At 62.7% G+C, this 24,256-nt stretch carries 20 protein-coding genes and 1 tRNA gene; 12 read left to right on the top strand and 9 right to left on the bottom strand.

Annotated elements, in window-relative coordinates; translation table 11 throughout:
* Window positions 1-4: 4 nt before the first annotated feature.
* The 3 genes from B2V90_RS03375 to pyrF are packed head-to-tail and all read left to right on the top strand — an operon-like array spanning window position 5 to window position 1,959.
* The gene (locus B2V90_RS03375) at window positions 5-874 is read left to right on the top strand and encodes an aldose 1-epimerase (protein ID WP_228220275.1); all 870 of its coding nucleotides are present in this window, start codon (window positions 5-7) and stop codon (window positions 872-874) included.
* Between the two features lie 33 nt (window positions 875-907).
* A complete protein-coding gene (locus B2V90_RS03370) occupies window positions 908-1,288 on the top strand; it encodes a lipopolysaccharide assembly protein LapA domain-containing protein (protein ID WP_228220274.1) in 381 nt (126 codons plus the stop codon).
* On the top strand, window positions 1,285-1,959 hold the full coding sequence (gene pyrF, locus B2V90_RS03365) for an orotidine-5'-phosphate decarboxylase (protein ID WP_228220273.1): 675 nt from the start codon (window positions 1,285-1,287) through the stop codon (window positions 1,957-1,959). Before B2V90_RS03370 ends, pyrF begins: the two co-directional genes overlap by 4 nt.
* 60 nt (window positions 1,960-2,019) lie before the next feature.
* Here the strand turns inward: pyrF and B2V90_RS03360 are convergent, their stop codons facing one another.
* Complete coding sequence (locus B2V90_RS03360; RefSeq protein ID WP_228220272.1) at window positions 2,020-3,096, bottom strand: LacI family DNA-binding transcriptional regulator; 1,077 nt, start codon at window positions 3,094-3,096, stop codon at window positions 2,020-2,022.
* Window positions 3,097-3,168: 72 nt separating this feature from the next.
* Window positions 3,169-5,310, bottom strand: a complete 2,142-nt coding sequence (locus B2V90_RS03355; RefSeq protein WP_266102999.1) for an alpha-glucuronidase family glycosyl hydrolase — start codon at window positions 5,308-5,310, stop codon at window positions 3,169-3,171.
* A gap of 196 nt (window positions 5,311-5,506) precedes the next feature.
* On the opposite strand from B2V90_RS03355, the gene B2V90_RS03350 reads away from it, so the two are divergent.
* The 8 genes from B2V90_RS03350 (at window position 5,507) to B2V90_RS03315 (ending at window position 17,215) form a co-directional block, all read left to right on the top strand.
* A complete protein-coding gene (locus B2V90_RS03350; protein WP_228220270.1) occupies window positions 5,507-7,831 on the top strand; it encodes a glycoside hydrolase family 3 N-terminal domain-containing protein in 2,325 nt (774 codons plus the stop codon).
* Complete coding sequence (locus tag B2V90_RS03345) at window positions 7,828-10,203, top strand: glycoside hydrolase family 3 N-terminal domain-containing protein (RefSeq protein ID WP_228220269.1); 2,376 nt, start codon at window positions 7,828-7,830, stop codon at window positions 10,201-10,203. The genes B2V90_RS03350 and B2V90_RS03345 overlap by 4 nt, the downstream gene beginning before the upstream one ends.
* A 14-nt stretch (window positions 10,204-10,217) precedes the next feature.
* Complete coding sequence (gene manD / locus B2V90_RS03340; protein WP_228220268.1) at window positions 10,218-11,429, top strand: D-mannonate dehydratase ManD; 1,212 nt, start codon at window positions 10,218-10,220, stop codon at window positions 11,427-11,429.
* Window positions 11,430-11,516: 87 nt separating this feature from the next.
* Window positions 11,517-12,806, top strand: a complete 1,290-nt coding sequence (locus B2V90_RS03335; protein ID WP_228220267.1) for an MFS transporter — start codon at window positions 11,517-11,519, stop codon at window positions 12,804-12,806.
* Window positions 12,803-14,215 (top strand): glucuronate isomerase, encoded by a 1,413-nt coding sequence (gene uxaC / locus B2V90_RS03330; protein WP_228220266.1) that lies wholly within the window; start codon window positions 12,803-12,805, stop codon window positions 14,213-14,215. Before B2V90_RS03335 ends, uxaC begins: the two co-directional genes overlap by 4 nt.
* Window positions 14,212-15,708 (top strand): mannitol dehydrogenase family protein, encoded by a 1,497-nt coding sequence (locus B2V90_RS03325; protein ID WP_228220265.1) that lies wholly within the window; start codon window positions 14,212-14,214, stop codon window positions 15,706-15,708. The genes uxaC and B2V90_RS03325 overlap by 4 nt, the downstream gene beginning before the upstream one ends.
* Before the next feature lie 19 nt (window positions 15,709-15,727).
* Window positions 15,728-16,957: an SGNH/GDSL hydrolase family protein gene (locus B2V90_RS03320; protein WP_228220264.1), complete on the top strand. Its 1,230-nt coding sequence runs from the start codon at window positions 15,728-15,730 to the stop codon at window positions 16,955-16,957.
* A 69-nt stretch (window positions 16,958-17,026) separates the two neighbouring features.
* Window positions 17,027-17,215: a hypothetical protein gene (locus B2V90_RS03315; protein WP_228220263.1), complete on the top strand. Its 189-nt coding sequence runs from the start codon at window positions 17,027-17,029 to the stop codon at window positions 17,213-17,215.
* A gap of 72 nt (window positions 17,216-17,287) precedes the next feature.
* Here the strand turns inward: B2V90_RS03315 and B2V90_RS03310 are convergent.
* The 7 genes from B2V90_RS03310 to B2V90_RS03280 all read right to left on the bottom strand — a co-directional run bounded on the left by B2V90_RS03310 (window position 17,288) and on the right by B2V90_RS03280 (window position 22,466).
* A tRNA-Arg gene (locus B2V90_RS03310) sits at window positions 17,288-17,364 on the bottom strand.
* A 72-nt stretch (window positions 17,365-17,436) separates the two neighbouring features.
* Window positions 17,437-17,823 carry a hypothetical protein gene (locus B2V90_RS03305; protein WP_050763014.1) on the bottom strand — a complete coding sequence of 129 codons (387 nt, stop codon included), beginning with the start codon at window positions 17,821-17,823 and terminating at the stop codon, window positions 17,437-17,439.
* 55 nt (window positions 17,824-17,878) lie between these two features.
* A complete protein-coding gene (gene nth / locus B2V90_RS03300; RefSeq protein ID WP_228220259.1) occupies window positions 17,879-18,583 on the bottom strand; it encodes an endonuclease III in 705 nt (234 codons plus the stop codon).
* On the bottom strand, window positions 18,584-19,348 hold the full coding sequence (gene dapB, locus B2V90_RS03295) for a 4-hydroxy-tetrahydrodipicolinate reductase (protein WP_293919660.1): 765 nt from the start codon (window positions 19,346-19,348) through the stop codon (window positions 18,584-18,586). It abuts the gene before it with no gap.
* A 75-nt stretch (window positions 19,349-19,423) separates the two neighbouring features.
* The gene (gene moaB, locus B2V90_RS03290) at window positions 19,424-19,951 is read right to left on the bottom strand and encodes a molybdenum cofactor biosynthesis protein B (RefSeq protein ID WP_009821504.1); all 528 of its coding nucleotides are present in this window, start codon (window positions 19,949-19,951) and stop codon (window positions 19,424-19,426) included.
* The gene (locus B2V90_RS03285; RefSeq protein ID WP_228220257.1) at window positions 19,951-21,738 is read right to left on the bottom strand and encodes a lytic transglycosylase domain-containing protein; all 1,788 of its coding nucleotides are present in this window, start codon (window positions 21,736-21,738) and stop codon (window positions 19,951-19,953) included. Before B2V90_RS03285 ends, moaB begins: the two co-directional genes overlap by 1 nt.
* Entirely contained in the window at window positions 21,735-22,466 is a 732-nt protein-coding gene (locus B2V90_RS03280; protein ID WP_228220256.1) for a uracil-DNA glycosylase family protein, read from the bottom strand. Before B2V90_RS03280 ends, B2V90_RS03285 begins: the two co-directional genes overlap by 4 nt.
* 130 nt (window positions 22,467-22,596) lie before the next feature.
* Between B2V90_RS03280 and B2V90_RS03275 the strand changes: the two genes are divergently transcribed.
* Window positions 22,597-24,249 (top strand): electron transfer flavoprotein-ubiquinone oxidoreductase, encoded by a 1,653-nt coding sequence (locus B2V90_RS03275; protein ID WP_228220255.1) that lies wholly within the window; start codon window positions 22,597-22,599, stop codon window positions 24,247-24,249.
* Window positions 24,250-24,256: the final 7 nt, after the last annotated feature.

Genomic DNA, 24,256 nt, shown 5'->3' with positions numbered 1-24,256 from the left:
CACATTGCGGGCGGGGGCGCTGGAGGCAGTGCTGTCGCCCGCGATCGGCGGGTCGCTTACCGGCCTGGCGCTGGATGGCGTCGACCTGTTGCGAAAGGCTCCGGAAGGAACGACGGATCCACTGGCGATGGCGTGCTTTCCGCTCGTGCCCTACGCCAACCGGATTGCCGACGGTCGCTTCACCGTCGATGGCGAAGACTATTGGCTGCCCCGCAACTTCGGCGATCATCCGCATAGCATTCATGGCTTTGGCTGGCAGACGAACTGGACGGCGAAGACGACAGCTGCGGACCATGTTCTGATGGTGCATGACCATGGCGGCGATGCCGGATGGCCTTGGCGCTATCGGGCGAGACAGGAGGTGCGGCTGACCCCGGCGCAATTGTCGCTTTCGCTGTCGCTGTTCAACGAGAGCGACCGCCCGATGCCCGCCGGTCTCGGTTTCCATCCCTATTTTGCGGCCGACAAAGAGACGATGCTGCATTTTGCCGCAGACACAGTCTGGCTTTCGTCCCCGGACATGCTGCCGCAGGATGAGGCGCCGGCGGATATGTTGGGCGATTGGTCGAGCGCGGCGCGGGTGTTGGGCGACAGTCTGATCGACAATGTCTATGGGGGCTGGGATGGCACCGCGACCGTGCAGCGCGGCGATGGCATCGGGATGAGGATCAGCGCCGTCGGCGCGCAGTGGCTTCATGTTTATCGGCCACCGGGTGCCGCGTTCTTCTGCCTGGAGCCCGTCAGCCACATGCCCGACGCGATTAACCGCGGTGGCATGACAATGCTGGACCCCGGCGATACGGCGAGCCTGCATATGATCATCGCAATCGACAAGAGCGATCAGGCGCTTCCGAAATCCGGCGGGATCGCCTAAGCTACCCCAAATGGGCAGTGAGGGTAAACGCCAATGCAATTTCTGCGGACCGCTTTCTGGGTCGTCATAGCTGTGGCGCTCGCCTTCTTTTGCATGGCGAACTATGTTCCGGTCACGGTGCGGCTGTGGGGTGATCTGGTCATGGAAACCAAGCTGCCGGTGCTGCTGATCGGAGCGTTCCTGCTGGGCGCCTTGCCCTTCTGGATAATGGCCCGGGCGACGCGCTGGCGGCTGAAACGTCGGCTCAGCAATACCGAGCGGGCCCTCGCCGCCATGGCGACGGCGCCGGCTCCTGCGGGCATGACGCCAGCCTCCGAACCGGTACCGGCAGCGCCTGATCCCGGCGCGCCGCCGCCGACATTGTCGCAGGACGATCCATTGCCCTCCACCTCCAGTTCGACAGGCCCTGCATGACCAGTCCCGTTTACGTCGCCATCGATACGCCCGATCTTGCAAAGGCACAGCATCTGGCCGGTCAAGTGCGGCATCATGTGGGCGGGCTGAAGCTTGGGCTCGAATTTTTCTGCGCCAATGGGCATCATGGTGTGCATGAGATGACCAAGTTTGGCCTGCCGATCTTCCTCGATCTCAAGCTGCACGACATTCCCAACACGGTCGCCAAGGCGGTGCAAGCGCTGCACATGCTGGAGCCGGCGATTCTGACCGTCCACGCCGCCGGCGGCCGCGCCATGCTGGAGGACGCAAAGGCTGCGGCAGGCGTCAATACCAAGGTGGTGGCCGTAACCGTACTGACCAGCCTGGACGATGGCGACCTGAGCGATATCGGCGTGGCTGCAAACGCGGCTGATCAGGTCCGGCGCCTGGCTGATCTGGCGCAGGACGCAGGGTTGGATGGCATCGTCTGTTCCGGCGAGGAGGTGACAATGGCGAAGAAGGCCTGGGCCGACGGATTTTTTGTCGTGCCAGGCGTTCGTCCTGCAGGTGGCGCAATGGGTGATCAGAAGCGAGCCGTCACGCCGCGCCAAGCGCTCGATAATGGGGCGTCGATCCTGGTGGTTGGCCGTCCGATCAGTCTGGCGGACGATCCTGACCTGGCGGCGCGCGCGATCGAAGCGACGCTTTGAACCGGCGCTCCTCCGACTTGCAACATTCTTTAATGGAAACGCGTGAACTCTCCGCCCAACTCAGGGCGCCGGACGTTGTCTCGGGCGCGATCGGGGCGCGGCGTCGGATTGGCGACGAACAAGATCGTGATCGAGCACCAGATGCGCTGCCGCCTCGACCGATGGGCTGCGGCGGGTCTTAAGCTGCCGAACCAGCACTTCAACCGCAGCCCGCGCCATGGCGCTGATCGGCTGGCGGATCGTGGTTAGTTCCGGCCAGATGGTGGTGGCGAGCGAGGTATCGTCGAAGCCGCAGACCGTTAGATCGCCCGGCACGTCAAGACCCGAACGATGCGCTATTGCGACCGTCGCAGCAGCCATGTCGTCATTGCTGGCGAAGATGGCGGTCGGAGGCTCTGCCAGCGACAGGATATGTTCTGCGGCGTCCAGGCCCGAACGATAGGTGAAATAGCCTTGCGCGATGAGTTCGTCCTCTACCGGCAGGCCGGCCTCGCCAAGCGCCTGGACATAGCCTTCGAACCGGCGCGTGCTGGCGCTCTGGTTGGGGTTGCCCTTGATGAAACCAATGCGCGCATGCCCTAACGCAATAAGATGGCGGGTCATTTCATAGGCGGCCTGCCGGTCGTCGATGCTGACCGCGGCAAGATCGGACGGCGGGCGGCCGGTTGCGACCGCCACCGCCGGGATCCCGGCTCGGCCCAGCGCCTGGACCATGTCATCATGGTCGCACAGCGGCGGTGGCAGGATCACGCCATCGATGCGCCCGCGCTCCAGATGCGCCACGACGTCAGCGATTGCGGTTTCCTCGTCCCATTTTTCCACCACCAGGTCGATGCCGCTGCGGCTGGCCTGATCCAGGCTGCCGACCAGAAATTCGCTAAGATAGGAGGAGGAAGGGTTGGAATAGAGAAGCCCGACACGAATTTCATCGCCGCCAGCCAGCATTCGCGCCGCTGCACTGGGCGCATAATTCATGGCGGCAATTGCGGCTTCAACCTTGGCGCGCGTTTCCGGCCGAACAACCTGTTCGCCATTGATCACGCGCGACACCGTCATCGGCGAAACACCGGCATGTCGCGCGACGTCGTTGATCGTAGGAGCATTGCGCTGGCGGCGGGAAGAGCGGGTGTCGGTCAACGGCGGCGGCTTTCGTGAAATATTATATTGAGCCTTGGTAACGACAACCGCTCCCTTTGTAGAATCGAAAAATCAATGATGGCCCGGCGCGTACGGGAAACTCCGTGCCTTGTACCAGTCCAGGTCATGCGCCGGGGCCATGTCATCTGCCGGTAGCGGGAGGTGATTGATCGATTGAAAATAGGCGATGCTGGCGTCGCGCCACCATTGCGCCTCCCGATGCTGGATCGCCAGGAAGGCTTCGGTCTGGGCAAAGCGTTTCGCATCGACCAGCGGACGAAGGCCCTCCCAAGTCCGCTGCATGCCGGCCACGTAGGCGACGCCGTGATCATAACGATGCACAAGGCCGTTCCAGAGTGTCTCGCCGGACTTGAGGCGATAGTCCCACGGCAGATGATGGAACCAGAGCAATTCGCTTTCCGGCGTCGTGGCTGGGTTCGCGAGGCGCCGCGCTATGACGGGTGCATATTGGGCGATTGCATTACTGCCGCTCTTGGTCCGGTCAAAGCCGATCCCGTCCGCGTCCGCCTTGTGATAATAGACGGGGTTCCATTCCGGGCGGGCCAGATCCGAAACCCAGGGCGCCGGGCCATAATGATGCCCGGTGGCCATGACATGGGCGAGGCCCAGCGGCGTCATGTAATCGACCGCCGCCTCGCGCGAACCCATCATCATGGCGACGACCGGATCGACAAGACGCGGGTCGGGCGAAAATGTCATGGCGGTCCATTCGCGCGCTATGGCGTTGGCAGACAAGCCCGGATCCCAAGCAAGGCGGCCAAAGGCATACCAGTCCGCCTGGTTGAAGATCGAGCCGCTCCAGTCACGGTCGACCCCGATATTGGCGACGCCGGCGATGCCAGTCAGCTTGTGCCCGTCCAGCGATCCGTCGATGACTTTCGCGACCGTAGAGCCCTTGCCCTTGGCATAGGTGTCCGCGTCGAGCGCTTCTTCAAATAGCGGGCCAAGATAGGTGAGGTGGGTAGACTGGCCGAGATATTCCTTGGTGATCTGGAATTCCATCATCAGCGGCGTCTTGGGCATTGCGCCGAACAGGGGATGGAAAGGCTCGCGCGGCTGAAAGTCGATCGCGCCATTTTTGACCTGCACGAGCACATTGTCGGCAAATTGCCCGTCGAGCGGCTTGAAATCATCATAGGCCTGCTTGGCCCGGTCATCCGGATTATCGTGCGCATAGACGAAGGCGCGCCACATCACGATGCCGCCATGGGGTTTCACGGCGGCGGCCAGCATATTGGCCCCGTCGGCATGGGTACGATCATAGTCTTGAGGGCCAGGCTGGCCTTCGCTGTTAGCTTTGACCAGGAATCCGCCGAAATCGGGGATAGCCCGATATATCTCGCTGGCCTTGGCTTTCCACCATGCGGCGACCTGGGCGTCCAGCGGATCGGCCGTCTTCAGGCCGTCGAGTTCCATCGGGGCGGTCCATTTGACCGACAGATACACCTTGATGCCGTAAGGCCGGAATATGTCTGCCAGGGCCGCCGCCTTGGCGATATAGGGCGCGCTCAGGCTCTCTGCCTTCGCGTTCACGTTGTTGAGCACGGTGCCGTTGATGCCGATGGAGGCGTTGGCGCGCGCATAGTCGGTATAGCGCGGACCCTTATAGTCCGGCAGACGCCACCAGTCCCATATCGACATGCCGGCATAACCGCGCTCCACCGTACCATCGAGATTGTCCCAGTGGTTCAGAAGGCGCAGGCCGATGCGCGGCGCGCTGCGAATGTCGAGCCGATCAAGCGGGGCGTTCGTCTGGGCAAGGCGCAGCCAGTGGAAGGCGCCGTGCAACAAGCCGATGTCGCTGTTCGCGGCAATCAGCGTCGCCGGTTGACCGCCCCGGTCGATGGACCGGATGGCATAGCCCTCCGCGCCAAGCCCCTTGAGCGATAATGGGATGCCGGGCGCTGAGCGAGGCGTCGCCAGCCAGAGCGCTCCGGCGGTCGGCGTGGTAGCGAGCGTGGGCGCGCTTCCGGTCATATGCGCAACGGCACGCTGCAATTCCCGTGTGGCGACTTCCATGGTCGAGCCATTTTCCACAGGCACGATGGTGCGGGCGTGGGCGCTGATGTCCGCAGCGCGGGCCTGCTCCGCCGGGGCATAACGCAGCCACAGATCATAGCCGTCTTCGGCCCGAACGGGCACAGCCAGCATCGCCATGACCATGGCCATCATATAGCAGAACAGGCGCGCCATCACTTTTCCCTCTCCTCTTATCCACTGGCGTGTCGGCGACAGGAACTGCATTGACAAGCCGGGTTTCTGCCGCGATGGTAGCGTTATCAGCTGATGGGCTGCAAGCGAAAACCGTGTCGAGCGGCAAAAAGGGGAGAGGGGCCAGGTGATCGGTAGCTGCAAGATTTTGGGGGCTGCATCCTTGCTGGCGATCGGGATGGCGTCGACGTTAGCGCCGATGGAATCCGTGCGCGCGGCGCAGGATCAGCGGCCGCTCTACAAGGATGCGTCCGCACCGGTCGAAGCGCGGATCGACGACTTGATCGGGCGTATGTCGCTGGACGAGAAGATCGCCCAAATCACCACTGTGTGGGAAAGCAAGACCCAGATTTTTGACGATCATTTGCAGCTCGATCCTGCAAGGCTCGCGGCGCGCTATCCCAATGGTTTGGGTCATTTCACGCGGCCGTCCGACGCCAAAGGCGCGGTCAGTCCACGCGTTGCCCGGGGTCGCGACCCCCGCCAGACCGTTGCGCTGGTCAACGCTTTGCAAAAATGGGCGATGACGCAGACCCGCCTGGGCATTCCGATCCTGTTCCATGAAGAAGGTTTGCATGGTTACGCTGCGGTGGGCGCTACCAGCTTCCCGCAATCGATCGCGCTCGCGTCGTCCTGGGACCCGCATCTGGTGCAGCAGGTGAACAGCGTGATCGCGCGCGAAATCCGCGTTCGGGGCGTGCCGATGGTGCTGTCGCCCGTGGTCGACATCGCGCGCGACCCACGCTGGGGGCGGATCGAGGAAACCTATGGCGAGGACCCCTATCTGGTCGGCGAAATGGGAGTCGCGGCGGTGGAGGGGTTACAGGGCGAGGGTCGGTCGCATGACTTGCGCTCCGGAAAGGTATTCGCGACCCTCAAGCATCTCACCGGCCATGGCCAGCCGGAGAGTGGCACCAATGTTGGGCCTGCCCCGATTTCGGAACGCGAACTGCGCGAAAATTTCTTTCCGCCGTTCGAGCAAGTGGTGAAGCGCACCGGCATCAACGCGGTGATGGCCAGCTATAATGAGATTGATGGCGTGCCAAGCCACATGAACCGCTGGCTGCTGGACGATGTGCTGCGCGGGGAATGGGGCTTTCGTGGCGCGGTTGTGTCCGATTATTCGGGTGTCGATCAGTTGATGAACATCCACCATGTCGCGGGCAGTCTGGATGAGGCCGCGCGGCGGGCTCTGGACGCGGGGGTGGACGCGGACCTGCCTGAAGGATTGTCCTATGCCACGCTCGGCGATCAGGTCCGCGCGGGCAAGGTCAGCGAGGCGCAAGTCGATAAGGCCGTGCGGCGCATGCTGGAATTGAAGTTCCGCGCTGGCCTGTTCGAGCATCCCTATGCAGATGCGGCGCAGGCAGTAGCGCTTACCAATGACGCGGAGGCGCGCGCGCTAGCTCGCACCGCGGCGCAGCGGTCGATCACATTGCTGAAGAATGACGGCATGCTGCCTTTGAAGGTGGAAGGGTCGATCGCGGTCATCGGGCCAAGCGCGGCGGTGGCGCGGCTGGGCGGCTATTACGGACAGCCGCCGCATGTCGTTTCCATTCTGGACGGCATCAAGGCCAGGGTTGGCGATCGCGCACGCATCGTCTTTGCGCAGGGCGTAAAGATCACGGAAGATGACGACTGGTGGGCGGACAAGGTGGACAAGGCCGACCCGGCGGAGAATCGCCGTTTGATCGCGCAGGCGGTGGAGGCCGCCCGGAATGTCGATCGCATCGTGCTGACGCTGGGCGATACCGAGCAATCGAGCCGGGAGGGCTGGGCCGCCAATCATCTGGGCGACCGGCCCAGTCTGGATCTGGTCGGGGAGCAGCAGGAACTGTTCGACGCCCTTAAGACGCTAGGCAAGCCAATCACTGTCGTGCTCATCAACGGTCGGCCCGCTTCCACGGTCAAGGTCAGCGAAGAAGCCAATGCCCTGCTGGAGGGCTGGTATCTGGGCGAGCAGGGCGGTCATGCGGTCGCCGACATATTGTTTGGCGACGTCAATCCGGGCGGCAAGTTGCCGGTCACAGTGCCGCGTTCGGTCGGGCAATTGCCGGCCTTCTACAATGTGAAGCCAAGCGCGGGCCGCGGCTATCTGTTCGACACGAATGCGCCGCTTTATCCCTTTGGCTTTGGCCTTAGCTATACGAACTTCACCTTGTCCCCGCCGCGTCTCGCGCAGTCCAGCATCGGGCCGGGCGGCACCACCAGCGTGACCGTCGATGTCCGCAACGATGGCGCGCGCGAAGGCGACGAGGTTGTCCAGCTCTATATCCATGACAAGGTAAGTTCCGTCACGCGACCCATCAAGGAATTGAAGGGATTTGAGCGTGTGTCCCTCAAACCCGGAGAGGTGCGCACGGTGCGCTTCACCATCACGCCCGAGAGCCTTCAGATGTGGAACGACAAGATGCACCGAGTGGTCGAACCGGGCGAGTTCGAGATCATGACCGGAAACAGTTCGGTCGCCTTGCAGTCCACCACCCTGACGGTGACGCCATGAGCGCCGGTTTCGCACGCCGGCAGGCACTGGGGCTGATGGCGTCCACATCCCTGCTTGCGGCCGTCCCCGCGTCTGCGGCCAAAAAGAGGGGGCCGCTCTATAAGGATGCGGGTGCGCCGGTAGACCTGCGCGTAAGCGATCTTTTGAGCCGGATGACGCTGGAGGAAAAGGTCGGCCAGATCATCGCGCTTTGGGCCACGAAGGCTGAAGTGATGGACGATCTGACCTTCTCCCCGACCAAGGCAAGTGAAGCCTATCCCGCCGGTTTCGGCCAGATCACGCGACCGTCTGACCGACGGGGCGCGCCGAACGGATCGACGCAGGCCGGGGGTGTCGGCGCGCGCTGGCGCACGCCCCGCGACACGGTCGACTTCATCGAAGCCGTGCAAACATGGACGATCGAGAAAACCCGCCTGGGCATTCCGGTGCTGTTTCATGAAGAATCGCTGCATGGCTATATGGCGACCGACGCCACCATGTTCCCCATGGCTATCGGCATGGCGGGCAGCTTCGACCGGGACCTGATGCGCGAGGTTCAGGCCGTGATTGCGCGTGAAGTCCGGGCGCGCGGCGTCCATCTGGCACTGTCGCCGGTGGTGGACATTGCCCGCGATCCGCGCTGGGGGCGGATCGAGGAGACGTTTGGCGAGGATCCTTATCTGTGCGGCGAAATGGGCGTGGCGGCGGTGCTGGGCCTGCAAGGCGAAAGCAAGCAGATCGGGCCTGACAAGGTGATGGCGACGCTCAAGCATATGACGGGGCATGGCCAGCCGCAGAGCGGCGAGAATATCGCGCCGGCGCCGGTCAGCGAGCGCGAACTGCGCGAAAATTTCTTCCCGCCTTTCCGCGCGGTGGTGAAGCGCACCGGCATTGCCGCGGTGATGCCCAGCTATAACGAGATAGACGGTGTGCCCTCGCACCAGAACAGGTGGTTGCTGGGCGACATATTGCGCGGCGAATGGCATTTCGACGGCGCGGTTGTGAGCGACTATGGCGCCGTACCGGAACTCGACACCATCCATCATGTCCAGCCTGATCTGGAAGCAGCGGCGAGAGCGGCGTTGCGCGCTGGCGTCGATTGTGAACTGCCCGACGGCATCGGTTTTCGCACCTTGGTCGAGCAGGTTCGCAGCGGGAAAGTGCCGCTTGAGGCCGTCGATCTTGCCGCACGGCGCATGTTGACGCTCAAGGTCCGCGCAGGCCTGTTTGAAAATCCCTGGCCGCGACGGGACTGGGACACATTGACCGGCAACGCAGAAGCGCGCGCGCTGGCGCTAAAGGCTGCACATCGGTCCATTGCCCTCCTGAAGAATGACGGGACATTGCCGCTGACCGCCGGAGCGCATCGGCGCGTTGCCGTCATCGGGCCGAATGCGGCCATTGCACGTCTGGGCGGCTATTCTTCCATCCCGCGGCAAACGGTGTCTCTGCTGGATGGCGTCAGAGCCAAGCTCGCTGGAAAGACAGAGGTGGTTCACGCGCAGGGCGTTTTCATCACGCAAAGCGAAGACCGGTCCGTGGACGAGGTGCTGCTGGCAGATCCGAAGAAAAATCGTGCGTTGATCGCCGAGGCGGTCGAGGTCGCGACGGGTGCGGATGTCATCATCCTGGCGATCGGCGACACCGAACAGACAAGCCGTGAAGGGTTTGCGAAAAACCATCTGGGTGATCGCACGAGCCTGGACCTGGTGGGCGAGCAGAATGACTTGTTCGCCGCAATGAAGGCTACCGGCAAACCCGTGATCGTCTGCGCGATCAACGGCCGCCCGCCAAGCTACCCGGCAGTCGTGGATGGCTGCAATGCCTTGCTGGAATGCTGGTATCCGGGACAGGAGGGCGGCACCGCGATGGCGGACATCCTGTTCGGGGACGTCAACCCGGGGGCCAAATTGCCCGTCACCGTGGCGCGCGATGCGGGACAGGTGCCCATTTTCTACAATCGCAAGCCAAGCGCGCGGCGCGGCTATGTGTTCGAGGATATATCGCCGCTCTTCCCATTCGGATTTGGCCTTAGCTACACCCGCTTTGATATTGGGACGCCAAGGCTTTCCTCCGAGAGGATCGGCACGGGGGGGAGTGTCGCGGTTGAGGTCGATGTGCGCAACGCCGGCGACCGCCAGGGCGACGAGGTCGTTCAGATCTATGTCCGCGACCAGACGGCGAGCGTCACCCGCCCGATCAAGGAATTGAAGGGCTTTGAGCGCGTTACCCTGGCTCCCGGCGAAACCAGGACGGTGCGTATCCTCCTTGGCCCAGACGCCTTTTCGCTCTGGAATCTCGATATGGAGGAAGTGGTCGAACCGGGCCTTTTCGACATCATGGTCGGGCCGGACAGCGAAACCCTCCAATCCGTCACGCTCGAAATCATCTGAACAGGACTGCCCTCATGCCCAAGATCATCGACGCCAAGGTCATCATCACCTGTCCTGGCCGCAATTTCGTCACGCTCAAGATCATGACCGATGAGGGCGTCTATGGCCTTGGCGACGCAACGCTGAACGGTCGCGAACTGGCGGTCGCCAGCTATCTGACGGATCATGTCATTCCCTGCCTGATCGGCCGCGATGCGCATCGGATCGAGGATCTGTGGCAATATCTCTACAAGGGCGCCTATTGGCGGCGGGGCCCTGTCACCATGACCGCGATCGCGGCGGTCGATATGGCGCTATGGGACATCAAGGGCAAGATTGCCGGGCTGCCGGTTTATCAATTGCTGGGCGGGGCGAGCCGCGAGGGCGTGATGGTCTATGGCCATGCCAACGGCACCACGATCGAGGACACCGTCAAGGTCGCCTTGGATTATCAGGCACAAGGCTATAAGGCGATCCGCCTGCAATGCGGCGTACCGGGCATGGCCAGCACTTATGGCGTCAGCAAGGACAAATATTTCTACGAGCCAGCCGACGCGGACCTGCCGACCGAGAATATCTGGAACACGTCAAAATATCTGCGGATCGTGCCCGAGTTGTTCAAGGCGGCGCGCGAGGCTTTGGGATGGGACGTGCACCTGCTGCACGACATCCATCACCGCCTGACACCGATCGAGGCGGGACGGCTGGGCAAGGACCTGGAACCCTATCGCCCCTTCTGGCTGGAGGATGCGACGCCTGCCGAAAATCAGGAAGCGTTCCGTCTGATCCGCCAGCATACCACGGCGCCGCTGGCGGTAGGCGAGATCTTCAATTCGATCTGGGACGCCAAGGACCTGATCCAGAATCAGCTGATCGACTATATTCGCGCGACGGTAGTCCATGCCGGCGGCATCACGCACTTGCGGCGCATTGCGGCGCTGGCCGATTTGTACCAGATCCGTACCGGCTGTCATGGCGCGACCGACCTGTCGCCGGTGTGCATGGCCGCCGCCCTGCATTTCGACCTCAGCGTGCCCAATTTCGGCATCCAGGAATATATGCGCCATACGCCGGAAACGGACGCGGTCTTCCCCCATGCCTACGCGTTCGCAGACGGCATGATGCATCCGGGCGACCAGCCGGGCCTGGGCGTCGATATCGACGAGGAACTGGCGGCAGGATACGAATATAAGCGCGCGTTCCTGCCGGTGAACCGGCTGGAGGACGGGACCATGTTCAATTGGTGATCCACCAAGGCTGGTTGGGGGCGGGCAGCCTGCACGCTGCCCGCACCCTTCGCTCTTACGATTATCGCGCCGCCTGAGGAGAGTGAGATGGCCACCATGCCCAAGCCATCAGGGAAAGTCCGCTGGATCGTTTGCGCGCTGCTCTTCGCGGCGGTCGTCCTGAGCTATATCGACCGGCTGGTTCTGCCGACGCTGAAGCCCGATCTACAGGCGCGTTACGGCTGGAGTGAGAGCGGGTATGCCGATCTCGCCATCTGGTTCCAGGCCGGCTACGGCATTGCCTATGTGGCGTTCGGGCGCCTCATCGACCGCATAGGCGCGCGCGCTGGTTATGCGCTTGCGGTCTCGCTCTGGACCATCGGACATGTCGCGCACATCTTCTTTACCTCGACGGCGGGTATGTTGCTGGCACGCATTCCGCTGGCGATCGGCGAAGCGGGCACCTTTCCCGCCGCTATTGCCGCGACCAACGAGTGGTTCCCGAAGAAGGAGCGGGCGCTGGCCATCGGCATCTTCAACGCGGGGTCCAATGTCGGCGCGATCCTGACACCGCTTGTGGTGCCGGTCATCGCGGTGACGCTGGGTTGGCGGTGGGCCTTCATTCTGACAGGATTGCTCACGGTTATCTGGCTGGCGGCATGGCTCGGCTTTTATCGCCGACCGCGCGAGAAGAAGGGGCTAACGGCAGAGGAACTGGCCTGGATCGAAACCGACCCTGTCGAGGAACAGCGGCCGGTCAAATGGGTGACCCTGTTCCGGCACCGGCAAACCTGGGCCTATATGGCGGGGCGTTTTCTGATCGACCCGGTCTGGTGGACCTTTCTTTTCTGGCTGCCTGACTTCTTCAACAAGCAATATGGCGTCAAGATGCTGGACTTCGGTCCGCCTTTGATCGCCGTCTACCTGCTGGCGGATGTCGGATCGGTGGCGGGCGGTTGGGCGTCCTCGCGGTTCATGGGTCGGGGCTGGAGCGTCAATCGCTCGCGCAAGGCGGCAATGTTCCTCGCCGCGCTTTGCGCCGTACCGATCGCCTTTGCCGCACAGGCGCCCAGCATGTGGGTCGCGGTGGGATTGATCGGCCTCGCCTGCGCAGGGCATCAAGGGTTTTCGGCCAATCTCTATGCCCTGCCGGGGGACGTTTTCCCTCGCTGGATGGCGGGGTCCGTGGTCGGTCTAGGCGGGCTGGCAGGTGCGATCGGCGGCATGCTGATGGCAAAATTTGCGGGCATCATCCTGGAAACGGTTGGCAGCTACGGCCCAATCTTCCTGGTCGCATCCTGCGCCTATCTGGTCGCCCTTTTCACCATCCATATCATAATCCCGCGTTATCAGGTCGTTGTCACCGATGTCACGCCTGGCCAAGGAGCTTCAGCTTGACCAAAATTTTGCGTCTGCATCCCGACCGCCTGTTTCCGTCCGATCCGGCGACGCGGGACATCGCAAGGCGGCTTTATGGGTCGGTCAAGGACCTGCCGATCATCAGCCCGCACGGCCACACGGACCCACGATGGTTTGCCTATGACCGGCCCTTCGCCAATCCGGCCGAATTGCTGATCATACCGGACCATTATGTGTTTCGCATGCTGTACAGCCAGGGCGTCCCGCTGGAGGATCTGGGCATAGCCACCATGGATGGCAGCCCCACAGCAAACGATCCGCGGGCGATCTGGCGACGCTTTGCCGAACGCTATCACCTGTTTCGCGGAACGCCGTCGCGGCTGTGGCTCGACTGGGTTTTCGCTGAGGCCTTTGGCATAGATGTTCGTCTGGAGGCGGCGACGGCCGATCATTATTATGACGTGATAGATGCCGCCCTTGCGACCGATGCCTTCCGGCCGCGCGCGCTGTTCGAGCGCTATAATATCGAGGTGATTGCAACGACCGAGGGGCCGCTTGACCCGCTCGATCATCATCGCGCGATCCGGGAGTCGGGCTGGAACGGCAAGGTCGTGACCGCCTACCGTCCCGATCCGGTGCTCGATCCCGACGATCCCAGGTTCATCGACAATGTGCAGCGCTTTTGCGCGATGGCGGGAGAGGATGTCGGCTATGCAGGCTATCTGCGCGCGCACGAAAAAAGACGCGCCGATTTCCGCGCGGCGGGTGCGACGTCGACCGACCACGGCCATCCGAGCGCCTTCACTGTTAACCTGCCCCAGCAGGAGGCCGAAGCCTTGTTCGCCAAAGTGGTCAGTGGGCCAGTGAGCGCCCGGGATGCCGAACTGTTCCGGGGACATATGCTGGTTGAGATGGCGCGCATGTCGACCGAAGACGGCATGGTGATGCAATTGCATCCCGGCGTGCATCGGAACCATAATGACGCAGTGCGCGCGCGGTTCGGCAAGGACAAGGGCGCGGACATTCCAACTGCCGGCGAGTTCGTGACCTCCCTGAAGCCTTTGCTGGACCTTTATGGCAATGATCCGCGCCTCACCCTCATTCTCTTCACATTGGACGAGGACGTCTACTCGCGCGAACTGGCGCCGCTGGCGGGTCATTATCCCGCCTTGCGTCTGGGGCCGCCCTGGTGGTTCCACGACAGCCCAGAAGGCATGCGCCGCTTTCGCGAACGGATGACCGAAACCGCCGGATTCTACAATAGCGTTGGGTTCAATGACGACACGCGCGCCTTTCTGTCGATCCCGGCACGGCATGACGTTGCGCGGCGGATGGATTGCGGTTGGCTGGCTCAACTGGTCGCCGAACATCGTCTGGAAGAGGATGAGGCATTCGAGCTTGCGCGCGCGCTGGCCTATGATCTGCCGAAGCAGGCGTATAAGCTGTGACGCGACTGTCTCGGCATCATCTGAAATCCCTGCCACGTGATGTGCGGCGTCCTTCCTATGACCGCGCGGCGGTGCGGGCGGGCGTCGTCCATCTGGGCATCGGCGCATTTCATCGCGCGCATCAGGCGGCCATTTTCGAAGAGTCGCTCAATGCCGGTGATTTGCGCTGGGGCATCATCGCGGCATCTCTGCGTTCGCCCGCCGTGCGGGACCAGATGGCCCCGCAGGACGGCCTCTACACCATGCTGGTGCGCGACGGTTCGGCGGATCGGGCGCAGGTCATCGGCGCAGTCCGCCAGGTAATCGTCGCGCCAGAGGACCCCGAAGCGTTGCTGGCGGCGCTGACAGCGCCGGATACGCATATCGTCACGCTGACCGTGACGGAGAAGGGCTACAAGCTCGATCCAGCCACAGGAGGCCTGATTGAGGGGGATGCCCAGGTCGCGGCTGATCTGGTGTCCTTGAAGGCTCCGCAGACCGCGCCGGGCTATTTGGTTGCGGCCCTGGCGCGGCGCAAGAAGGAAGGGCTCACGCCCTTTACCGCGATCAGTTGCGACAATTTGCCGCATAATGGGCAGCGGCTGCGCGGGGCGGTCCTGGACCTGGCGCGGAGGCATGACACTGCGCTGGCGGACTGGATCGCAGCGGAAGGCGCGTTCCCCGAAACGATGGTGGACAGGATCGTGCCAGCGACGACGGCGGACGATGTTGCCGCACTTGGCAGGCGTCTGGGTGTGGAAGACCAGGCAATGGTCAAGACCGAACCCTTTTTGCAATGGGTGATACAAGACTGGTTTTGCGGTCCGCGCCCGACATTTGGGGCCGGCGTGCAGGTGACAGCCGCGGTCGCGCCCTGGGAAGAGGCGAAGCTGCGCCTTTTGAACGGGGCGCATAGCGGCATTGCTTATCTAGGCGGGCTTGCTGGTATCGATCATGTTCACGAAGTGCTGACGTTGCCTGAGGCGCGCGCCTTCGTCGAGGCTTTGTGGGATGAGGCGGAAGCAACCCTGACGCCGCCGCCCGAACTGGATGTCGCGGCCTATCGTCGCGACCTGATGGCGCGCTTTGACAATCCGACGTTGCGACATCGAACGCGACAGATCGCCATGGACGGCAGCCAGAAGTTGCCGCAGCGGCTGCTGGCACCGATCGCGGCCAGGTTGGAAGAGGGACAGGGTGTCGCCGCCCTGTCGCTGGCGGTCGCCGCCTGGATTCGCTGGCAGGCGGGTGTTGACGATCAAGGCGCAGGGCATGTCGTGGATGATCCGCTGGCCCGTCCCATCGCTGAGTCGCTGTCCGGCGCAAGCGATAGTCGCGGGCGGGTCGACGCCATCCTTGCGCTGGGTGCCATCGTACCGCCGAAGCTGGCCGAGCATGCTGCGTGGAGAGAGACGTTGACGAAGTGGTTGAGCGTCCTGGAAACCCATGGCGCGCGCGCTGCTCTGGCGAAATTGCGGAGTGAGAAAGATGCGGCTCCGGTCGTCGTTTCATGATGGTTTTGAAAGCTTGAAGATGAACCGTTGGTCCGCCCTTCTCCTGCCGCTCGCGCTGTCGGCGACTCCGATCGCGCACGCCAGGGACTGTTCGGCTGACTGGGTTTCCGCCTGGGCATCCTCGCAATTCCGCCCAACCGGCGACGCGGAATTGCCGTCGGGCACATTGCGGGACCAGACCTTGCGTCAGATCGTACGGCCATCGGTGGATGGGAACCGGATACGGGTGCGGTTTTCCAATGTTGCCGGGACCAGACCGTTGCGGATCTCCGGTGCCAGCATCGCCCGTGCGCAATCTTCGGGATCGCCGACTATCGATGCCGCAACATCGATGCCACTGCGGTTTGACGGGCGGGCTGCGGTGATCATCCCGGCCGGTGCGGACTATTTGTCTGATCCGGTCGATATGCCTGCCAAGGCGCTGGAGACGATCGCGATCTCGCTCCACTATGATGGTGAGCCGGAACAAACATCGCATCCCGGTTCGCGCGCCACATCCTGGCATATGCCGGGCGATCATTTGAGCGATGCGACAATGGCGGGCGCGGCGCATTTCGATCACTGGTTCAATCTTGCGGCGCTGGAGGTCGAGCGCTGCGCGCCGTCCCGGCTGATCGTGGCGCTTGGCGACTCGATCACCGATGGCAAGGGATCGACAACGAACGGTAATGACCGCTGGACGGATGTGCTGGCGAAGCGGCTCCAGGCGGATCCGCAGCGGCCCGGCATCGCCATCGTCAATCAGGGGATTGGCGGCAACCGACTGCTCAATGACGGGCTCGGCCCCAACGCGCTGGCGCGGCTGGACCGTGACGTGCTGGCGCAACCGGGGGTTACGCATCTGATCGTACTGGAAGGAATCAATGACCTGGGAACGCTGACGCTTGAGGCTCCGGTCAGTCAGGCGGAGCATGACTCGCATGTCACACGGATCATCGGCGCCTATCGCCAGATCATCGCGCGCGCCCACGCCAAGGGCGTCAAGGTGATCGGTGGAACGATCATGCCGTTCGTCGGCAATGGTTATTACCACGCAAACCGCGACAACGAAGCCGACAGGCAGGCGGTCAATGCATGGATCAGGACGCCCGGGCATTTCGATGCAGTGGTCGATTTCGACCGGGTGATGCGGGATCCGGCCAAGCCGGAGCGATTGCTACCGGCCTATGACGATGGCGATGCGCTGCATCCATCGCCCGCCGGTTATCGAGCCATGGGGGACGCGATACCGCTCAACCTGTTCGACTGATCGCGCTGTGGAGCAGTCTGGAGCATTCTTCTGGGGAATCTGTCAGCTGACACAAAGAAAGGTCAAGCAGTGGCGACCCATCGCCCCCGCTATGACAAGCGCGCCACCTGCGGCACCCGGTTCACGCGCAAGGGGGTGCCTCTGTTCCAGATCGGTGGTTGGCTTGACCACTCCGATGCGCGGACGACGGAGCGTTACAGCCATCACCATCCCGATTTTCGAGGGGAGGCACTTGATGCTTTCAACCGCCGAAATTGATAATAGCATGCATATTACCGCACACCCGTGGCTGTGTTGGCTTCGTTCGGGTCGGCTAAGTGATTGAAATAATGGTGCACCCAAGTGGATTCGAACCACTGGCCTTTGCCTTCGGAGGGCAACGCTCTATCCAGCTGAGCTATGGGTGCGTGACGCAGGTCAGGAGCGGCGCTTAGCAAAGCCCGGCGCGCTGTGCCAGCATCAAATCGCCTGATGGCAGCTTATTTTGCAGGCTTTTCCATCGGCTGGAATTTGCCCAGTCCGCAGCTTGCGCCCGGTTGCAGGCCCGGGCCGACATTCCAAAGCACGGTGATGATATCGACAGAACAAAGCTGGGATATACTGGTGCGATACGAAAAACGTTTTTCGAAACCGAGGCTGGGACAACTGTTGGGCAGCGTGTTGCGGTAGATTTTCCGGTTGCTGACCTCAAAGTCGATCGTGCGGTCGTCCCGCACACGGGATGAGCGGATCGAGCGGATGTTGATGCAATCGACCGGTTCGCCCTTGGCGACATAGGGGTCAGGCTTATCCTTGGCGATCGCCGGCTGCGCGAGCGCGATAACGGCAAAAGCCGACAATAGACGGATCGGGGTGCTGACGGCCATCATCTTTCTCCTCATCTCCCGCCGGATCGACGGCGCGGGGCAGGGTCTTCCGTCATTATTTGGCAGGAGGCTCCTGAACGGCACGAGAACGGGCGCGGCTGCCGCGGGTTCCCGCTGCGGATGCGGGCGGAGGCGTCTTGGGTTTGTAGCGACACAGGTCCGCCACAATACAATGCCAGCATTCCGGCCGCCGCGCCTTGCACACATAACGGCCATGCAGGATCAGCCAGTGATGCGCGTCGCGGCGAAAGGGGGCGGGCACGCGTTTGTCGAGTTTCTGCTCGACGGCCAACACAGTTTTCCCGGGCGCAAGGCCGGTGCGGTTGCCGACGCGGAAGATATGGGTATCGACGGCAAAGGCTTCCTGACCAAAGGCCGTGTTCACAACGACGTTGGCGGTCTTTCGCCCGACACCGGGCAGGGTCGTGAGCGTATCGCGATCCTGCGGCACCTGTCCGCCGAAATCGCGCACCAAAATGGCTGACAGCGCAATGACATTCTTCGCCTTCGCATTGAACAGGCCGATCGTCTTGATATGCTGTTTAAGGCCGTCCTCGCCCAGGTCTATCATCTGCTGAGGCGTATGGATTTCACGAAACAGGGCGCGGGTCGCCTTGTTGACGCCGACATCGGTTGCCTGTGCCGACAACACCACCGCCACGAGAAGCTGATAGTCATTGCCATAGTCCAGCTCGGTCTGCGGGGCGGGATTGGCGTCGGCAAGGCGGCTGAAAAAGTCGAAAATCTGCGTCTTGTTCATTTAGAGACCCAGCACGGCTTTCATGTCGTAGCGACCGGCAGGCTGGCCGGCGAGCCAGAGCGCGCCCTTCACAGCGCCGCGAGCGAAGATGGTGCGATTTTCCGCGCGATGGCCTATTTCTATCCGCTCGCCTTCAGCGGCAAAGATGACCTGATGATCGCCCGCCACGGATCCACCACGCAGCGCGGCAAAGCCAATTGTTCCGGGCGTGCGTGGCCCCGTAATGCCATCGCGCCCGCGCTCGCTATGATCGGCCAGCACGATGCCGCGACCGCGCGCTGCTGCCTCTCCCAGCAACAGCGCCGTGCCGGACGGCGCATCGACCTTGTGGCGGTGATGCATCTCGACAATTTCGATGTCCCAGTCCTCACCCAGGCCGGCCGCCGCCTGTTCCACAAGCGCCGCGAGCAGGTTGACGCCAAGCGAGGTGTTGCCGGTCTGGAGCACGGGGATATTCGCCGCCGCCTCGTCGATCAGGGCGTGGTGGGTCGCATCAAGACCGGTCGTGCCAATCAGGATGGGCTTATGCGCCGTGATGCAGGCCTCGAGATGGGCAGACAAGGCAGCGGGCGCGGAAAAGTCGATGAGGATGTCGGATCGCGCAGCCAGTGCGAGCGGATCGTCTGACATGGCGACGCCCGGCGTGATTTCGCCGTCGGCCGTGCGGTCGGTGCCTCCGGCGATGGAAAGGCCTGCGTCCGTTGCTGCGGCGGCGATCGCGCGGCCCATGCGGCCGCCTGCTCCAAAGATTCCGATGCTTGTCATGACCTTTGCCTTAGTCGGCAGGGAGGCACAGAGTCGAGAGGCCGGTTGGGCGGATGGCGCGAAGATGCCGTGCCGTCACTGCTCAGTCAGGCGCGGCATCAGTTCGACGAAGTTGCAGGGACGAAACCGGCTGTCGAGTTGGCTGACGAGAATGCCGTCCCACGCGTCCTTCACCGCGCCGGTTGAGCCGGGCAGGGCGAAGATATAGGTGCCCCGCGCAACGCATGCCGTGGCCCGTGACTGAATGGTTGATGTGCCGATGGTCTGGAAGCTCAACCAGCGAAATAGCTCGCCAAACCCTGGTATTTCCTTGTCCTGCACCTGGCGCAGTGCTTCGGGCGTCACATCGCGGCCGGTAACGCCCGTACCGCCGGTCGTCAGGATGACGTCGATCTGGGGATCGTCGATCCAGGCGTGCAGCCGTGCGACGATGGCGGCCCTGTCATCGCGCTCGATATAGCGGGCGGCCAGGACATGCCCCGCCGTTTCCAGCCGCTCGACCAGCGTATCGCCCGAACGGTCGTCGGCCGGGCCGCGCGTGTCGGACACGGTCAGCACGGCGATGCGGACCGGCACGAAAGGCCGGCTGTCGTCGATCGGCATCAGTCGGTGCCGCCGCCAATGCTTCCTTGCCCATCGGCTTTGCTGAGGCGCACGAGCTTCATGCCATTGGCTGTCGGAAAGGTCGGCCACAGGCCCTGCGCCATGCCGGTCAGACACTCGGCGGCGCCCTTTGCCTGGATCTGGTACATCCAGTAATTGCGCATGACGATGTTCACATAAGCGCGGGTTTCATAATAGGGCAGCGATTCCATGAACAGCAGGGGATCGCCCTTGTCGTGCACCTGCGTGTTCCACCGCTCGACCGGTTGCGGCCCGGCATTATAGGCGGCCATCACCTTGGGCAGCAGGCCACCGGTCGCGCTCATGTCGCGGAGGCTCTCCAGATAACGCTGGCCAAATTCCATGTTGGTGGAGGGAACAAAGAGCTGCGCGGCGTCGGTCAGGCCAACATCGCCTGCCGTGCCGGGACGCACCTGCATCAGGCCGCGCGCGCCGGCGCTGCTGACGACATTGGTGCGAAAACCGGATTCCTGAAGCGTGTGGGCGTAGATCAGCGACGGATCGACCCGCCATCCGCCATCGGGACGCCAGTCGGGCGCGGGGAAGCGGGCGAAGCTACCGGGCTGCGTGCCAGCAGGGCCGTTATGCGCCAACCATAGCTGGGTCGCGGGCAGGTTGAGCGTGCTGGCAAGGCGCAGCAAGGCATCATATTGGTCTGCGCCGCCCAGTTTTGCCTGATAGCGCAGCAACTCGTCCGCTTCGTCCTGCTGTCCGATCGCAGCCAATGCGATCGCTGCACGGGCATTGGGGCTGTCCTTGAGCTTTTGCCATTCGCTGCTGCCAAAGCGGGCGGCGAGGGGCGCTCCGCCCAGCGGCATGCCCAGCGACTCCCGCGCCAGAAGCCCATAGAAGGTTTCATCCGAGCGGGCGGCAAGTTTCAGATAATTCTCGACCTTTTCTGCTTCGCCGCAAACCATATAGGCGCGCGACGCCCAATAGGCCCCGGCGGCGCGCATGTCGCTATTGCCGGCCAGCGCGGCGACATTGGCGAAGGCCGGCGCGGCCGCGCGGCAGTCATTCTGGCGCCACGCGGCAAGGCCAGTGGTCCAGTGCGCCTGCACCGTCCAATCACCGCCGGTCCGCGTTTCGAGCGCGCGGGCGGCCATACGACGGGCGTTACTATCGTCATTTTCAATATAATAGGCCCAGGCCACGCGCTGCCGTACTTCGGTCAGGCCTTCCGGCGACAAGCCCGCCTCCCCGGTCGACAACAAGCCTTCGGCGCCCATCGGATCATCGGCATTGATGAAGCCCTGAATCTTGCCGGTCAGCGCCTGCGCCAGCATGTCGGTCTTGACGGCCGCGACATATTGGCGGCGGGGCGCCGAGCCAAGCCAGACCATTTTCTGGATCTGGGGAAGTGCGGGCAGGATCGTCGCGCCGCGTTTTTGGGCGAGGCGAGACAACTGATCGGCTCTGGGCAGCCAGGCCGCCTTGTTGATGAGATCCAGCAGATCGAACAGTTCCACGCGCGGGGAATTGCGGGCAAGATAGAGTTCCGACAGAGCGACCGGGCGCACCGCGTCCTGCGGGTCCAGCGCCAGGATCATCGCCTTGGCCTCAGCCCAGCGTTCGCCCTTCAGCGCGCCGAAGATCGCGCTGTAACGAGCCTTGTCGCCATCGCGCAGGTCAAAGGGCGACGCGGCCGCGCCGATCGTCTTCATATCCGGCAGTACGTCGGCGGTTTCGGCGCGGGCGGGCGCGGCCGCGATCCCCGCTGCGGCAAGCATGGCAAGACAAGACAGGCGGGTCGCGGCTCGAATCACGGACGGTTTTCCTCGATCAGGCTTTGCAGGGCGCGCCAGCATTCCGCCTTTGCCGCGGGCTGGCTGAGCAGAAGGCGCGGGTGGAATGTGGCGACAGCGGGCACGATGCCGCCATCATGATTAAAGTTGCGTAAACTATCCGGCTGCACTTCACCGCTCACCGGCATCAGCGCACGGACCGTCCTGTCGCCCAGCAGCAGCAGACGGCGAGGCCGGGCCAGATGAACATGTGTGCGCATACGATCTGCAGCGGCTGCCAGGTCGGCCGCTTCCACCATGCCGCCGGGCGGGCGACGAAAAAACAGGGAGGCGACATAGACGTCCGCGCGATCCAATCCGATCGCGCGCAACATGGCGTCGCACAGCCCCCCAGCGCGATCGGCCAGTAGCGTTCCGGCATCCAGATCGGCGGGATCGGGCATGTCAGTCACGATCATCAACGGGGCATCGACCGATCCGGCAGGGAGAATGGCGCGGCCCGGCCAATGATGTTCGGGATGCGCGGAATCGTCCTGGAGCCAGCGTTGGAACGATTCGAGCTCTTTGGGCTTTTGGTTAGTAACAACGGACGTAGGGCGGCTTGCCGAATGACCGGAAACCGGCGCAACAGCAGGGCGCAGCCAATTGATCGGCGCTTCCGCTACGGCGCTGTCCACGCCGGCCGATTGCCACCAGGTCAGATAGGCCTGGGCGGCAATTTGGCCATCATCCTGTATTATTCCCCGCATCGCCGTCATCTAGGGCCAGAGGTTGACGAGGGGGTCAAGCTGCTTCATCGCCTGGGATGACAAACTGTTGGACTAATGCGGTGATCGGACAGCCGGGGTGCAGCCCGCCGGTCGCGCCAAGGAGGGATGAATGAGCGAACGGGAATCGATGCCCTATGACGTCGTGATCGTGGGCGGCGGGCCGGCTGGCCTGTCAGCAGCGATTCGATTGAAGCAACTTGCCAGTGAAGCGGGCGACGAACTGGCGGTATGCGTTCTTGAGAAGGGCTCCGAAATCGGCGCCCATATCCTGTCCGGCGCGGTCATTGATCCCAAGGCTCTGGATGAGCTTCTGCCCGACTGGCGAGAGCAGGGATGCAGCCTGGCCGATACGCCGGTGACGGACAACAGGCACTGGTTTCTGACGAGAAACGGCAAGATCACCATGCCACATCTCATGACGCCGGGCTGGATGCACAATAAGGGCACCTATACCGGGTCGCTGGGCAATTTGTGTCGCTGGCTGGCGGAGCAGGCAGAAGGGCTTGGTGTCGAAATCTTCCCCGGCTTTGCCGCCGCCGAAATCCTTTATCATGAGGATGGCAGCGTGAAGGGTGTGGCAACCGGTGACATGGGGATCGATCGGGAAGGCAATCGCAAACCCGATTATCAGCCGGGCCTGGAGCTTCATGCCAAATATACCTTCTTCGCTGAAGGCGCGCGCGGCCATCTGACCAAGATATTGAAGCGGCAGTTCGCGCTGGATGCAGAATGCGAACCGCAGGTCTATGGCCTTGGCATGAAGGAATTGTGGGATATCGATCCCGGCAAGCACCAGCCGGGCCTTGTCATCCACAGCCAGGGATGGCCTTTGACCGATGCCTATGGCGGCGGGTTCCTCTATCATCAGGCCAACGGGCAGGTCGCGCTCGGCTTCGTCGTCGGCCTGGGCTATCGCAACCCCCATCTCTATCCGTTCGAAGAGTTTCAGCGGTGGAAACAGCACCCGGATATCCGGCAGTTTCTGGAAGGCGGCCGTCGCGTGTCCTATGGTGCGCGCGTCATTAATGAAGGCGGCTGGCAATCCATTCCCAAATTGGCGTTCCCTGGCGGCGCGCTGATTGGCTGTTCCGCCGGTTTCGTCAACGTGCCCCGGATCAAGGGCACGCACACGGCGATGAAGTCCGGCATGCTGGCGGCTGAAACCGCGTTCGAAGCAATCCGGCAAGAGCGCACGGGCGACATTCTGTCCGACTATGATGATCGCGTACGGACCAGCTGGATCGCGACCGAATTGCAGCTGGTCAAGAATGCCGAACCGCTGCTTGCAAAGTTCGGCAACACAATCGGCACGCTGCTTGCGGGTATCGATATGTGGATGCGCACGTTGAAGATCGGATTGCCCTTCACCATGAAGCACAAGCCTGATCATGCGAAAATCTGGCGCAAGGAACAGTGCGCGGCAATCGCCTATCCCAAGCCCGATGGCGTCATCAGCTTCGACCGGCTGTCGTCAGTGTTTCTGAGCAATACCAATCATGAGGAGGACCAGCCGGTCCACTTGCAGCTCAAGGACCCGGCGATCCCGATCAGCTATAATCTGCCGCTGTATGATGAGCCGGCGCAGCGTTACTGCCCGGCGGGCGTCTATGAAGTGGTCGGCGAGGAAGAGGGTGATCCCCGTTTCCAGATCAACGCGCAGAATTGCGTTCACTGCAAGACGTGCGATATCAAGGACCCGACCCAGAACATCAATTGGGTCGTACCGGAAGGTGGCGGAGGGCCGAATTATCCCAATATGTAAGCGCCTC

Source organism: Sphingobium sp. UBA5915, assembly GCF_002431195.1.
Lineage (GTDB): Bacteria > Pseudomonadota > Alphaproteobacteria > Sphingomonadales > Sphingomonadaceae > Sphingobium > Sphingobium soli.
The sequence above is the reverse complement of the archived record's forward strand: the minus strand, read 5'-3'. Positions and strand labels throughout refer to the sequence as shown.